This is a genomic window from Flavobacterium bizetiae, from assembly GCF_024271895.1.
Lineage (GTDB): Bacteria > Bacteroidota > Bacteroidia > Flavobacteriales > Flavobacteriaceae > Flavobacterium > Flavobacterium bizetiae.
In genome coordinates this window covers 3,761,761-3,775,355 of sequence record NZ_CP091861.1, presented here as the reverse complement: position 1 = coordinate 3,775,355, position 13,595 = coordinate 3,761,761, and the positions used below count along the sequence as shown (strand labels likewise).

The window sequence follows — 13,595 nt, the reverse complement described above, 5'->3', positions numbered from 1 at the left end:
ATGAAAACAATATTAAATCGCATCTTAATTTTTATAATTGTATTGACAAGCTGTAATACTTTTGCACAAAATGAGCACTTTGTGCAAAATGGCATAATCGAATTTGAGAAAAAATCGAATATGTATGCTTTGATTGCAAAAAAAATAAAAGGAGAAACTGATAGTTATTATCAGGCTGCTTTTGAAAGTTATAAAAAAACCAATACACAATTTAAAACTACAAAAAGCACTCTCAGTTTTTCAAAAAACAAGAGTTTGTACAAATGGGAAGAAACAAATCAACCCACAAGCAGCAATTGGATTTCTGACGATCCGATGGCTAATTTAAAAAATACTATCGCTACAGATCTGGATACCCAAACCAGTATTACCCAAAAAAATGTTTACGACGATTTATACTTAGTAAAAGACAGCTTGCGCAAAATTGACTGGAAAATTACCGATGAAACAAGAGATATTGCAGGTTATGAATGCCGCAGAGCAAATGCTATAGTTCTCGATTCTGTTTATGTTGTTGCCTATTACACTATTCAAATTCCGTTTTCAGGCGGTCCTGAATCTTTTACAGGATTACCCGGAACCATTTTAGGATTGGCCATGCCTCATGAAAACATGACATGGTTTGCCACAAAAGTTACTGAAATTCCGGTAACCGAAAAAGATTTAGCTCCTCCGGTAAAAGGTAAACCTACTGACAATAAAGAACTAAACAAAACACTTTTAGAAGCTTTAAAAAACTGGGGAAAATGGGCCAGAAAGACATTACAAGCCTACTCCTTGTAACGTCACTAAACTTAAAAAAAGCGGCATGCTAATACTAGTATGCCGCTTTATAAATCCTCTTAGCAGGAATTATAAAAATTTTTAATTCGATGCAAACTACATTACCAGTTATTTATCTTTTTAGATTTTTCGATAATTTGTTTTAAAACCGAATTGAAATGATTTTCTAATCCAATGGAGGCATCTTCTAGAAGAAGTTTTCCGTTTTTATCATAAATAGCAACTCTATCCTTATCTCCTTTTACAAGTTTTAAAGTAAACCAGCCACTACTACCCCAGCCGCTTGTAGGTCTGTAAGTTCCTTCGTACCATCGTTTGCATTCGAAAGTGGGACTGTTTATTCGGATCTTACCGTCTTTAAAAAGAAAAGATAACGTATAAGATAAGTCATATTTATAAATTCCTTTTCCAAAGCCTCCAGCGCTATGCTTTATCGTTAACGCATTTTCTTCATACGCTGTCAAACTAATACTTTCCCCTTCCACTACATTTAGCCCTTTTTGTGGATTACTGTATAATGAATTAATAGCATTTAGTACATTCTTGTACAAATTGTTTTGTTTTACGTTTGGCACATCCACAACTGTATAATCACTATTGTCGTTGGATACAAAACCCTGAGGAGTAAGTTTAAAATATTGAGCGAAACTTAGCTGCGAAATAAGCAGAAGTATGATGATGCTATGTACTTTTTTTATTTTCATAATTTGTAGAAATTCAAGTTTATTATTAAACACAGCATTATCTGCCGTTTGATTCAAACAAATTTACTCTGAGGCAATACGGAAAACAATACCTGATTTCATGGTTATTTCATTCGAAAAGCGGATATAATAACAAAAAACACTTGGAGTAAAATATAAACATAAGTGGTATAATATCTGACAAAAAAGATGTTTTACGGGATATTTTTTTATCTTTGAAATTCAGGATTTTTTATCCAAATGGCTTTATCTTTGAGCCTTTAGAAAAATTGATATTCGTTATGGAACAGAAAATACATCAGGGAAGAAACGTAAAACGTTTTAGAGAAATGCTTAACATAAAGCAGGAAGCATTAGCTTATGATCTGGGCGAAGACTGGAACCAAAAGAAAATTTCTATGCTGGAGCAGAAAGATGTAATTGAAGACAACCTGCTGAAACAAATTTCGGCTGTATTAAAAATTCCTGTTGAAGCTTTTCAGAATTTTGATGAAGAGCAAGCGATCAATATTATTTCTAATACTTTTGATAATGGAGCTTTTTTAAACACTGGTCATAGTGCAACATTTAATGTTAATCCGATCGAAAAATTGATCCAACTTCACGAAGAAAAAATTGCTTTATACGAGCGTATGTTGAAAGAGAAAGATGAAATGATGGTGAGGCTTGAGAAATTAATTGGTAAATAATTTCTAGAAGATATATCCATAAACCAATTAAAGAAAAAAGAGCAAATAAATTTAGGGAGCTGTTAAAATGTATCGAATAATATGAGAAAAATAATTTACTTATTTATCACTTTTCTATTTTTTGCATGTAATTCTAAAGGCAAAGACAGTCTAGAAAAAACAACACCTAAGTTAATTGAGGATTCAATTCTTGAATTTTGTAAATCTGACAATTATAGAACATCTGACTCGACATCTACTATAAAATACGATTCGACATCAACAGGTGTAGCTAGAGTTCCACGAAATTATAAATACTATAACAAAATGTTAAACGATGTTTATGAATCATATGGATCAAAACAGATTGAAGATACCATTTCGAAAAAATGGTTTGTCACTTTACATTTCGATTCTGAGAATACACAAGGCGCAATGATTCGGAACAATGTAAAATATATAATTAAAGAAAACACTCAATATCATCATGACACAATATTTAATGAACCTTTTATTGTGTTAATGAAAAGAGATGAAAATAAGATACGGGAATATTTAGATAGGGAATAAGTTAACCAAATGCAAAAGCCCGATCGCGCAGATTTGTAATCCGTGCCCGCAAAGTATATTTAATATTAGGAACGGGCACGGAAAGAATTTCCGCGCTATCGTTACGCGTATCCGAGCGATCGGGTTAATTCTAATAATTCTGCTTCTGTCTTTGTTATTATTCATAGGGTTTTCGGGTTTAAAAATGATTCATTTTATTAAACCATCCTATTTGACAACACATATCAAAATTATTAACGAGAAATAAAAAACGTATAAAATATTTATATAAAACATACAAATATTTTGGCAGTATTACGTCATTTGTTGTATATTTGTCACAACAATCAAAATTACGGTTTTCCATAATTTGTAAAAAAGAAAACCTAGCACAATGGCTAGGCTCTTTTAGAAACAATGTACTACGAATACATTATTTCTGTTACTAAATACTAAAAGCAAATTTAAACATTTGCCAAGCTAGATCTACTACAAGGTAAACGATCCAGCACTTCAACCACGATGTGGGCAACTTGTCCATAACGGTTTAGATGAGAGATTTTAAGAACCCCACTTACGTTTGTGAGATTGGGTTTTTCTCATTTGGTAAATATACTAACTTCTTCCGTTGTAGGCAAGACTTCAATGTTACCTATTTTTGCAAGTTATAACTAAAATATGTTGATAACTGCGCCGTACAGCTACACTAAAATCAAAATATATTTACTAAAAAAAAGCCACTCCCGATCGCGCGGATTTGTAATCCGTGCCCGCAAAGTATATCTTAACAGCTTAAAAAAAAATCCTATTTTATTAATATAGGAACGGGCACGGAAAGAATTTCCGCGCTATCGTTATGCATATCCGAGCGATCGGGTTTCCGCGCTATCGTTGCGCATATCCGAGCGATCGGGTTTTTCGGTTAAACACAATTCCCCTCCCCAAAAAAAACGCTGTCAGAGGGCATTATTTTTTAGGAATGTTTGGAAACTTCACAATTTTACCTAGTCCATTATAGATTGCGTCTCTACATTTCTTTTTAAATTCATCGTTTTCATTTTCTCGTAAATATTTGATGACCATAAATAAATCTGAGGTTCTTACAAGTGCAATTTTTTCTCTTTCAGCACCTATTTTACATTTTTCAGTAAAATCTAATTTTCTTGATTTTGGCTCTAACAATCGTTGTGGGTTACCAAATAATATTCCAAAAGCTTTTTCTTGAACTTCATCTCTTGCAAAATCTGCATTTAATGATTCAAGTAATTGTCTGAATTTAGTTATGTTTATATCTTTTGTATCTTTCCCTTCACACTCTCCGATAAATCTGTGTTTTTCTGGGCTAATTATTACTTGGTCAAGTTCAAGAACACCGTCGTTATAATTTTCAGCTTCATATCCAAGAGTAATAAGCGCCTCAGTGACAGAATCTTCAAGTGGAGTACCCGATCGCGCGGATTTGTAATCCGTGCCCGCAAAGTATATCTTAACAGATTAAAAAAAAGAAAATCCTGTTTTATTAATATAGGAACGGGCACGGAAAGAATTTCCGCGCTATCGTTGCGCATAACCGACCGTTAACCGTTAGCGCAGATTTGCAATCTGTGCCCACAAAGCTAAGTAAAGACAACAGTTGAGTATTTTAAAATAAGTATAACAAAACAACATCTAAATCATTTTCTAAGTTGGAATAATTCCTTGCCGAACTAAAATAATAATCTTCAGCCGAATTAACAGTTTTATCTTTTACAGGATTATTATGGATGTAATCTATTTTTTGCTTAATAAACTTATTGCTATAAATATGTTCTGCATGGTAACCATTTTGCCAAACTTTATAATTCTGATCCTTTTTTAAATGCTCACATGATTTTTGAAAATATTCAAGCATCCATTCTCTTCTGCTTTCAGGTTCATTTATTATAGTCTGTATTATTTTTTTTGATGTAAATTTTTTAAAATCTCTAATAATATCAGATAATACAAAACCATTCGTCCCTTTGCAAATCAAATGAATATGACTGCTCATAATACAGTAAGCATAAATTTCCAAACCTTTGTTTTCCTGACAATATTTTAAAGCATTTACTAAAATATTTTTCTGATTTAGCCTTGTAAATATATCTATCCATCCTACAGCAGTTATAGTTATAAAATATGCTTCCTCAGTTGTTGTTGCTTTATATTTTGTTGACACGTCTTTTTTCTTACAAAAATAAAAAGTATAACGGAAAATTTTAATCTTTTTATTTATGTTTTGAAGAAATTACTTTGCGGGCACAGATTGCAAATCTGCGCTATCGTTGCGGTTATTAATATAGGAACAGGCACGAAAATAATTTCCTTTCTATCATTAATGCGTCTAATTATACATTTATCCTACTTCAACAACATCCTCTCAGTAATCATTTTATTCGAAGAAGTCTCAATTCCGGTAACTTCGGCATACTTTACATTGGGCAGCCAAAAAGAACCTCCTTCAATGCGCACAAATATTTTTTCGACCTGTATTCTTTTCTGATTTACACTCACGAAAACATGATATTTTTGATCTGAATCTATCTTCTTCAAGGTTAAGGGTAGCTTTTTATACGATACAAATTGAAGCTCAAACTCTTCGTTATCCAGGGTTTTGCTTTCTAATCCGTAGGCAAATTTGCGTTGCAGATAATTAAAGTCCTTCTTCTCCCCTTTCTCGGCATATCGAATCCAATAGGCTTTTATGGGATTGCTTTTGTCTATTTTTCCATTTTCCTGGTAGTTTATGGCGTAAATAGCCGTGTTTATATTGGGATCGCGCTGAATATAGAATAACATATTGTCTATATTTTTAGGCGTTGGAAAATGCAATGGCGATGGATTTTTAGATTGTGCCAACAGATTTCCTGAATATATATTTACTAAGATCGTGATAACGATTAGTGATTTTGTAAAGTATTTAAATGATAATTTGTTCATGACGAAATATTTGTATGAAGTGTTGGGTGCGTTTATTTTAACACATAGAAACATAGATTTGGAACGCTTAAAGAAGGCGTTTCACTTGTTTAAACAATCATAGTTGGGCTATGTGTAAAGAAACTAGTTTCTTTTGTATATTCTTTTTACACATTTAAAACCTATGTTTCTATGTGTTTAATTACTTTTTTTGATTTACCCAACAGATCAATTTGATTTGATTATATCCTGTTTTTGGTTGGTTTTAAAAACCCAATATTTAATCAGCGGATAATTAAATCCATAAGAAACAAAACTATCCGTGATTAATCTTCCGATTCTGTAATCGATTTGAAATGCTTTTTGCAAAACAAGCGTGCCAAATGATTTCAGAGAAATGCTTCCCAACACAACCAAAGCGAATTTAAAAAGCTGACTATTGATGTGGCTGCTGTAACCGGATTGATTTTTAAACACCCAAAATCTGTTGATGCTAAAATTGATAATGGCACCAATGGTTCCGGAGATTAAAATAGAAAAGGTAAAATGCAGTTTACATACTTCTGTTAGCAGAATCATTAAGCCATAATCGGTAATGCCGCCTATAAATGCCGCAACTTGTGCCCGTAGAAAAGTGATAATAGATTTTTTGCTGAACATATATCAGACTTGGTTTTTATCTCTTAAATCGCCCAATTTTAAAAGTTTTAAGCTATCTATAACATTGATTATAAACAATAGAACAGAGATTAAACCAGCCAGATAGGCAATTGATCCATGAAACAAAACTTCGGTAATTAAAATGAAAGCAATAATAAACCGAAGTTCTGTTGGCCCGACAAAGCCAGAATCTATACTATATTCATTCGTAATTTTGTAGCGTAACTGACTGATGATGATAGACCAGCCATAGAATGCAACAAAAGCAAAGGCTATTATTTGTGTGCCATTTTGGGCATAAATATAATAGCCAAAACCTATAAGTACAATACCAATCCAATCTGCAATAATATCGAGTGCAAAACCGTACCAACGGCGCGGAATATTTCTATAATAAGCCAATCTTCCGTCTAAAGAATCGCCTAACCAATTGATACCTAATCCGACAATACCCAGAAGCAAATACCAGTTTGTGACATAAGCACCTAAAACAAAAGCCAGAAAAACCAATCCCGAACCAAGCGTACCGATTAAAGTGAGCGCGTTTGGCGAAATGAATTTAGGCACCTTTGGAAGCAAAAATACAATCGTTAATTGTTCTGCTCTTTTTAAAATATTAGTTCGTTTACGGTCAGAGAATGTTCTTTGTACAATTGCAGTATGATCTTCAGGCTGTGTTTCTTTTCCCATTAATAGCGCAATATTTGTAAGCCTGACAGTATCGCCAGTTCTACTTTTGTAATTTTAAATTTTATTTTTCGTTGCGTATTTTTAAAAAAATCGGTGGTTCTTTTTAGCTTACCTGATCTAACCAGATAACTAAATGCGAGTATAATCAGCATATTTATTTAACAATACCTGCAAAACGTTGATAGAAAACCGTTGGGCTATTCTCATTTTTAGGAGCATATTTTCCAGCTATAATCGGAATATAGATAACCCTTCTTCTGCTTTCTTCGCCACGAATAGATGATTCTGCCACTCTGTGCCACAAACGGCCATCATGAATGGTTAAATCTCCCGCTTCCGGATTGATCGAAACTTCTTCAGGATCGGCTTTATTATCTAAAAAGTATTTTTTACGGAAAAGCATTTGATAAATACTTTGTTTGTGAGTACCCGGAATGATCTTAAGTCCGCCGTTTTCAGGTTTTAAAGTGCTTAAATGAATGCCAACATTTAACATCGGGTTTAATTTTGCACCATAAAAAATGTCTCTCAATCCATCTGTATGCCAACCCATTTTAGTAAACTTACTTTCCGGCCCGTTGATATAATGATTAAAAACCATTCCGTCTTTTTCTTCAGTTCCTAATCTTGCGCCATCGCCTGCCAATGGTAATAAACCATTAAATCTCGGGTCAAGTAAAAGACCGCTTAAGGTTTGATGATGCTGATTAATAAAAGCAAAACGTTGTACAATAGCAGAACCGTCTAAATCTTTTCCGTATTTAATAGGAACACCGTTTACTTTTTGAAGTTCGTTTTCAATCCAATTTTGTTCTACTTGTTTTGAGGCATCAATAATAGATGAAACAGTTTCCGGATTTATAAATTTTTTGAAGTGGATGAAACCATGTTCGTTAAAAAATGCAATTTGCTCATTAGTTAATTGCTCAGTAAGGGTGAAGGTTTTATAAGAAGATACCATGATAATATAGATTTAATAAATGAAATAATATAGTTTGAAATTTTATCTAAAACAGAATAACAACAACAGCAACAACAAGACATTAACGTGTTGGCGTGCATTCGGTTTCCAGATAAATTAAACATATTTTCTCTTTTATTTGACATACTCTATAGAATTAGTAGAATTTAATACAAACTTAATATAAATTTTCTTTTACAAAGAATATTTTTTTTATTTTTTTTCGAAAAAATTTAAATTTTATAAATTCCGGCAGCCATTTTTTCGACGAATCCCTTTGGTAGTATGCGATTAGCGTAGACTGAAATAATATTGGTAAAACCCGGAATAACCTCTGATTTTTTATTGAACATGGCTTTTACGGCCATTTTTGCAACTTCATCAGGCTGCATATTAAACTTTTCGGCCATTTTGCTAAAAGCATTTAAGCCAGCTCTTTCGGCAAAACCGGTATCAACCGGACCCGGACTAAAACAAGTTACGGAAATTGAAGTTTGTGCCAATTCAAAACGCAAAGCGCGTGTAAACGATAAAACAAAAGCCTTTGTAGCCGAATAAACAGCCAGCGTAGGTACAGCCTGATAGGCAGCAGTACTGGATATATTTAAAATGTAGGCTTGTTTTTGTTGCGAAAGTATGGGCACAAATAAATGCGAAAGCTCTACCACGACATTCATGTTAAGCTGCATCATCCCAAGCTGATCGGTTAAAGAAGACTTACTAAAATCGCCCCAAACACCATAACCGGCATTGTTCACTAAAAAGGCAACCGGATAATTATTCGTTTTTATCCAATCGATTACTTTTAGCGCTGCACCATTTGTCGAAAGATCAATTGATAAAACAAAAGCACTGATGCCATATTTAACCTGAAGATCATCAGAAAGTGTTTTTAATTCGGCTGCGCTCCTTGCCACAAGCAATAGCGGATAGCCCTTTTTGGCCAGTTCATAAGCAATAGATTTTCCTATGCCTTTGCTGGCTCCGGTTATTAAGGCATACGGTTTAGTGTTTTCGCTCATTTTATTCATTTAATAATCAAATATAAAGATTAATTATAAACTGTTAGCTGTGCAACGTGTATAATGGCGCTTCTCTCCTATTCTGTGGGATTCGTTATACTTCGCGTTCTTTAAGTAAGAAGATTTTTATTTTAAAATTAAAATAGCAATGCTAAAATGCCTGCTAAAAAGCCATAACTTAATTTAACATTTGCTATATTAGTAATTTATAACCTTAATACCACTTATAAATATGTACTCTATAAAACAAAGATTATTGACAATTGCAATTTTACTGAGTTCATTTTGTGTAATGGGTCAAAAAACGATTCTCATTAATAATGTTCAGATTTTTAATGGTAAGGATGAAAAAACAATCAATGGAAATCTTTTGATTGTAAATAATCTGATTAGCAAAATTTCTACCTCCCCAATCCCAACAGATAAAAGCGGAAACACTATCATTATTGATGGCAAAGGAAAATTTTTGATGCCGGGTCTTATTGATGCTCATACCCATATTATGATGGAGTCGATGAACATCGTAGAACTTATGAACAGTGATATAGAATACATTACTGCAAATGCTATTAAATCTGCAGAGAAAGATCTTATGCAGGGTTTTACAACTTTTAGAGATCTTGCCGGCCCTGCTGCAGGTTTACAAAAAGCGATAGACAGAGGCTTAATTATTGGTCCGCGTATTTATCCTTCAGGCGCTATGATTTCGCAAACTGCAGGTCATGGCGATTTCCTTAGTCCAAATGCGGTTCCGAGAGATATTGCAGCAAGCCTTGATTTTACCGAACGTAATAATTTTGGAGTAATAGCCGATGGCGCAGATCAGGTATTGAAACGTGTACGAGAGCAGCTTCGCCTTGGTGCTACACAAATAAAACTGGCAGCTGGTGGTGGTGTTTCTTCAACTTATGATCCTTTGGATGTTTCTCAATTTACAGAAGCCGAAATGAAAGCTGCCGTTGATGCAGCAGAAAACTGGGGCACGTATGTCACCGTTCACGCTTATACACCAAGAGCCATACAAACAGCATTGCGTGCAGGAGTTCGTTGTATCGATCACGCTCAGCTTATTGATGATGCAACCGCAAAAATGTTGGCCGATAAAAAAGCCTGGTTAAGTCTGCAGCCATTTATAGACGAAGGTAAAAGTCTTTATGCAGAGGGTTCTCCAAATCGTATCAAACAACAAGCTATGATGAGCGGTACTGATAAAGCCTATAATTTTGCAAAAAAATACAACATTAAAACTGCTTTTGGAACAGATTGCTTGTTTGAACCTGAACATTCAGCCAAAAGAGCTGGAGATCTTGTAAAGTTATTGCGCTGGTACAAACCTTATGAAATACTAAAAATGGCTACTTCTACCAATGCAGAATTGCTTGCCATGAGCGGCCCTCGTAATCCTTATCCAAATAAATTGGGTGTTATCGAAGAAGGCGCTTATGCCGATATTTTGTTAGTAGACGGAAATCCTATTGCAAATTTGAATGTACTTGAAGACTACGAAAAAACATTATTGTTGATTGTAAAAGATGGTGTGGTTTATAAAAACATACTTGATAAATAATTTAAGGAGCTTAACAACCTTTTAAAAACATGAAAAACAGATTACTTTTAATTCTTTTACTCTCCTCCATTTTTTGCCTGGCGCAGAACTCACAACCGGAAAACATTAAAATTTTAATGGACAGCGCGGCAAACAGAATGATAAAAAAGCCTTTAATTCATTCTGCATCAATCGCAATAGTCTATCAGGGAAAAGAATTTATTGGTCATTATGGGGAATTAGAAAAAGGAAAAAAGAATTGCCCTGATAATCAAACCATTTATGAAATTGGCTCTTTAAGTAAAACATTTGCAGGAACTCTTGCAGCAAAAGCGGTCGTCGAAAAGAAATTGAATATCGAAGACGAAATCCAGAAATATTTACCGGAAAATTATCCAAATCTAAAGTATGGCGATCAGCCTATTCTCGTAAAACACCTGCTTTCTCATACAAGCGGATTTCCGAATATGCTTCCGTTTGAAGCCAATACAATTCTGGCGGATTTCACCAACCATGATACGCCTGCAAAAATCAATGAACTTTACAAAAACTATAATCAAAAGGATTTTTTAAGAGACCTTCATAAAGTCAAAATTGATACCGTTCCAGGGTATAAATATTCTTATTCAAGTGCAGGAAGCCAACTTGTAGCTTTTATTCTGGAAAAAGTGTACCAGACTAAGTATGAAAAACTACTGACAGATTATGTGACTCAGAACATTGCAATGCAAAATACCAAAATCAATCTTTCTAGTCAGGAAGCCAAAAAGCTTGCAGTAGGCTATCATAGCGATAATAGCGTCATCACGTCGCCAATGCCGCAATTACCGTGGGGAGCATCCGGCAATATGAAATCAACAATACCTGATATGGTGAAGTATATCAAGTTTCAGTTGAAAAACAATGAAATCGTTGCTGAATCACATAAAACAATTGTAAAATTTGACAATGATTTTAGTATTGGATATTTCTGGAATATCGATACCGGAAATAAAAAATTGGGCACTTTTTACGTTCATCACGGTGGTGTACCACGATCTCAATGTTATATTTATATAATTCCAAAATATGATCTGGGTGCCTTTATTATTACCAATCAAAGTGGTAATGATACCGCCAAAATTATGGAAGATGCATTAACTGAAATATTTGATAAAATAACCGTAACGGAAAAAAATGGCTAAATCTGCATTCCCTTCTTTCCAAACATTTGTGGAGCTTGTAATCTTATTTTAAGTATAAAAAAAATATTCAAGGACAGAAAAAATTAAATTTCGAATCGTTCTATTCTCTCAAAAAAATCATTTCGGTAAGTATCGCCAATTGGCAGGCATTTTCCTGAAACCCAGACTTCATTATTGTCTGTTTTTTCAATTTTACCAATCGCTGCGATAAATGATTTATGAATCTTTACAAACTGACTGCCGGGCAGGTTTTCTTCAAAATATTTTAAGGTATTGTAAGTTACCACCTGTTCGGATGCGGTGTGTAGCACAACATAATTTTTGATGCTTTCTAAATAATTGATGGCTTTAACTTCAATGCGCTGATAACGTTTTTTACCATCCGTTTTTACAAAAAAGTAATCCTCAATGTTCGTTTCCGCAGCTGTATTTACAACGGTGTGCTCTGTCTGTTGTTTGCGAACTTTTTCTACAGCCACAATAAAACGCTCAAACGGAATCGGTTTCAGCAAATAATCTATTGCATTCACTTCAAATCCTTCTATTGCAAATTGCGGGTACGCTGTAGTAAACACGATTTTCACCTTGTCTTTGATGATTGCCGAAAGTTGTATACCGTTAAGATCAGGCATTTGTATGTCAAGAAACACCACATCAGGTTTATGCGTTTCTATGAGCGCAAGAGCCTCTACAGCACGCGTACACGTAGCAACACATTTGATTCCCTGAAGCTGCTGGAAATATTTTTGAAGCAAGCGTATAGCAGGCGGTTCATCATCTACAATTATGGCAGTAAGGTATTCGCTCATCAGCTCAATGGCATATTTAGGGTTACTTTATGGCTGTTTTCATCCTTTACAATAATAAGAGTATGGTTGTCAGGATACATTAAATTCAGTCGCTGGCTTATGTTTTTGTTTCCTACACCATGCTCATCAAAGCTTTTGGTAATTCGGTATTTATTGTCTGATGTAAAGATAAGTCTTCCGTTTTCAATTTTTAACTTTATAATTATCGGATTTTCAAAATCATCGCTGATACCGTGCTTAAGGGCATTTTCAAGAAAATGAATCAACATTAGCGATGGTATTCTGTAATGGCCCAAATTATCCGGATGTATAAAATCTATTGCTACCATACCGTCAAAACGTCTTTTAAAGAGATCGATATAATTTTGTAGGAACACTATTTCATCTTTTAGCAGGGCCATATCATTTTCGCTTTCATAAGTAACATAACGCAGCATTTCTGATAGTTTCATAATATCAGCCGCTACTTCCGGATTCGTGTCGTACAAATCAGAATAAAAACCGTTCAGCGAATTGAATAAAAAATGCGGACTCAGCTGATTTTTTAAAGCCTGCATTTCGGCGTATTTCTTCTCTAAAATCAACTGATTTACCTGAGCGCTCGTATTCCAAAGGTATTTCATAAAATAACCTACGAGACTAAACAACAGCACTCTTACAGAATAATACGAATTATCATAGATATAATAAATGGGCGTCAGCGTTCTCATATTATAATTATGCCTGCCTGTGATCTTAAAAAGAAACACTTCTTCATAAATAAAACGTAAGGCGGGAAAAAGTATAATAAGGCTGAGTTGCGCCAGAATCAATAGATACCATTTTTTATAGGGAATGATCTTTGGGCAGATAACAAGATAGTTAAGATAAAAAATCAGCATTTCTAACAACAGAAAACCAATGTTTTGCAGAATACTCCACGGAGTATCTAAATCCTTGTGAACCGTTATGCTTATTAGCAGTTGGTCCAGTCCCACAAATAAGGACCAGAATAAAATGTGGTATAGTATTTCTTTTTTTCTGCTCATAATGCTAAAGTAATTCTTTTCGGTTATAAAGCCAACTTCACTGGTTTAACAGGA

The 13,595-nt window shown here is 34.1% G+C and carries 15 protein-coding genes; 5 read left to right on the top strand and 10 right to left on the bottom strand.

From position 1 onward, the window contains the following. On the top strand, positions 1-783 hold the full coding sequence (locus L0669_RS16015) for a GLPGLI family protein (protein WP_263758780.1): 783 nt from the start codon (positions 1-3) through the stop codon (positions 781-783). Positions 784-884: 101 nt separating this feature from the next. On the opposite strand, the gene L0669_RS16010 is transcribed toward L0669_RS16015, so the two are convergent. Further along, entirely contained in the window at positions 885-1,487 is a 603-nt protein-coding gene (locus L0669_RS16010) for a DUF4468 domain-containing protein (RefSeq protein ID WP_263758779.1), read from the bottom strand. 281 nt (positions 1,488-1,768) lie between these two features. Here L0669_RS16010 and L0669_RS16005 point away from each other — a divergent pair, with 281 nt between their 5' ends. Then, the gene (locus tag L0669_RS16005) at positions 1,769-2,176 is read left to right on the top strand and encodes a helix-turn-helix domain-containing protein (RefSeq protein ID WP_263758776.1); all 408 of its coding nucleotides are present in this window, start codon (positions 1,769-1,771) and stop codon (positions 2,174-2,176) included. Between the two features lie 81 nt (positions 2,177-2,257). Further along, positions 2,258-2,725: a hypothetical protein gene (locus L0669_RS16000; protein WP_263758775.1), complete on the top strand. Its 468-nt coding sequence runs from the start codon at positions 2,258-2,260 to the stop codon at positions 2,723-2,725. A 945-nt stretch (positions 2,726-3,670) separates the two neighbouring features. Here L0669_RS16000 and L0669_RS15995 read toward each other — a convergent pair. The 7 genes from L0669_RS15995 to L0669_RS15965 form a co-directional block, all read right to left on the bottom strand. Beyond that, positions 3,671-3,886, bottom strand: coding sequence for a hypothetical protein (locus L0669_RS15995; RefSeq protein WP_263758773.1), 216 nt, complete (start codon positions 3,884-3,886; stop codon positions 3,671-3,673). Between the two features lie 460 nt (positions 3,887-4,346). Further along, a complete protein-coding gene (locus tag L0669_RS15990) occupies positions 4,347-4,901 on the bottom strand; it encodes an REP-associated tyrosine transposase (protein ID WP_263758772.1) in 555 nt (184 codons plus the stop codon). 182 nt (positions 4,902-5,083) lie between these two features. Continuing rightward, the gene (locus tag L0669_RS15985) at positions 5,084-5,662 is read right to left on the bottom strand and encodes a DUF4833 domain-containing protein (protein WP_263758771.1); all 579 of its coding nucleotides are present in this window, start codon (positions 5,660-5,662) and stop codon (positions 5,084-5,086) included. Between the two features lie 207 nt (positions 5,663-5,869). Next, a complete protein-coding gene (locus tag L0669_RS15980) occupies positions 5,870-6,301 on the bottom strand; it encodes a GtrA family protein (RefSeq protein WP_263758770.1) in 432 nt (143 codons plus the stop codon). Between the two features lie 3 nt (positions 6,302-6,304). Beyond that, positions 6,305-6,991, bottom strand: a complete 687-nt coding sequence (locus L0669_RS15975) for a CDP-alcohol phosphatidyltransferase family protein (protein WP_263758769.1) — start codon at positions 6,989-6,991, stop codon at positions 6,305-6,307. Between the two features lie 154 nt (positions 6,992-7,145). Further along, a complete protein-coding gene (locus L0669_RS15970; protein ID WP_263758767.1) occupies positions 7,146-7,952 on the bottom strand; it encodes a phytanoyl-CoA dioxygenase family protein in 807 nt (268 codons plus the stop codon). A 233-nt stretch (positions 7,953-8,185) separates the two neighbouring features. Next, positions 8,186-8,974 carry an SDR family NAD(P)-dependent oxidoreductase gene (locus tag L0669_RS15965; RefSeq protein ID WP_263758766.1) on the bottom strand — a complete coding sequence of 263 codons (789 nt, stop codon included), beginning with the start codon at positions 8,972-8,974 and terminating at the stop codon, positions 8,186-8,188. Positions 8,975-9,206: 232 nt separating this feature from the next. Here L0669_RS15965 and L0669_RS15960 point away from each other — a divergent pair, with 232 nt between their 5' ends. Continuing rightward, on the top strand, positions 9,207-10,541 hold the full coding sequence (locus tag L0669_RS15960; RefSeq protein WP_263758764.1) for a metal-dependent hydrolase family protein: 1,335 nt from the start codon (positions 9,207-9,209) through the stop codon (positions 10,539-10,541). A 29-nt stretch (positions 10,542-10,570) separates the two neighbouring features. After that, positions 10,571-11,704 carry a serine hydrolase domain-containing protein gene (locus L0669_RS15955; protein ID WP_263758763.1) on the top strand — a complete coding sequence of 378 codons (1,134 nt, stop codon included), beginning with the start codon at positions 10,571-10,573 and terminating at the stop codon, positions 11,702-11,704. Positions 11,705-11,787: 83 nt separating this feature from the next. On the opposite strand, the gene L0669_RS15950 is transcribed toward L0669_RS15955, so the two are convergent. Then, positions 11,788-12,513, bottom strand: coding sequence for a LytR/AlgR family response regulator transcription factor (locus L0669_RS15950; RefSeq protein WP_263758761.1), 726 nt, complete (start codon positions 12,511-12,513; stop codon positions 11,788-11,790). Beyond that, positions 12,513-13,541, bottom strand: coding sequence for a sensor histidine kinase (locus L0669_RS15945; RefSeq protein ID WP_263758758.1), 1,029 nt, complete (start codon positions 13,539-13,541; stop codon positions 12,513-12,515). The genes L0669_RS15950 and L0669_RS15945 overlap by 1 nt, the downstream gene beginning before the upstream one ends. Positions 13,542-13,595 lie beyond the last annotated feature (54 nt).

Coding starts and splice junctions, on each gene's coding strand:
- L0669_RS15945 (WP_263758758.1), bottom strand. CDS start 13,541: ATGAGCAGAAAAAAAGAAATACTATACCACATTTTATTCTGGTCCTTA.
- L0669_RS15970 (WP_263758767.1), bottom strand. CDS start 7,952: ATGGTATCTTCTTATAAAACCTTCACCCTTACTGAGCAATTAACTAAT.
- L0669_RS15980 (WP_263758770.1), bottom strand. CDS start 6,301: ATGTTCAGCAAAAAATCTATTATCACTTTTCTACGGGCACAAGTTGCG.
- L0669_RS15985 (WP_263758771.1), bottom strand. CDS start 5,662: ATGAACAAATTATCATTTAAATACTTTACAAAATCACTAATCGTTATC.
- L0669_RS15975 (WP_263758769.1), bottom strand. CDS start 6,991: ATGGGAAAAGAAACACAGCCTGAAGATCATACTGCAATTGTACAAAGA.
- L0669_RS15960 (WP_263758764.1), top strand. CDS start 9,207: ATGTACTCTATAAAACAAAGATTATTGACAATTGCAATTTTACTGAGT.
- L0669_RS15965 (WP_263758766.1), bottom strand. CDS start 8,974: ATGAGCGAAAACACTAAACCGTATGCCTTAATAACCGGAGCCAGCAAA.
- L0669_RS15950 (WP_263758761.1), bottom strand. CDS start 12,513: ATGAGCGAATACCTTACTGCCATAATTGTAGATGATGAACCGCCTGCT.
- L0669_RS16015 (WP_263758780.1), top strand. CDS start 1: ATGAAAACAATATTAAATCGCATCTTAATTTTTATAATTGTATTGACA.
- L0669_RS16000 (WP_263758775.1), top strand. CDS start 2,258: ATGAGAAAAATAATTTACTTATTTATCACTTTTCTATTTTTTGCATGT.
- L0669_RS16010 (WP_263758779.1), bottom strand. CDS start 1,487: ATGAAAATAAAAAAAGTACATAGCATCATCATACTTCTGCTTATTTCG.
- L0669_RS16005 (WP_263758776.1), top strand. CDS start 1,769: ATGGAACAGAAAATACATCAGGGAAGAAACGTAAAACGTTTTAGAGAA.
- L0669_RS15955 (WP_263758763.1), top strand. CDS start 10,571: ATGAAAAACAGATTACTTTTAATTCTTTTACTCTCCTCCATTTTTTGC.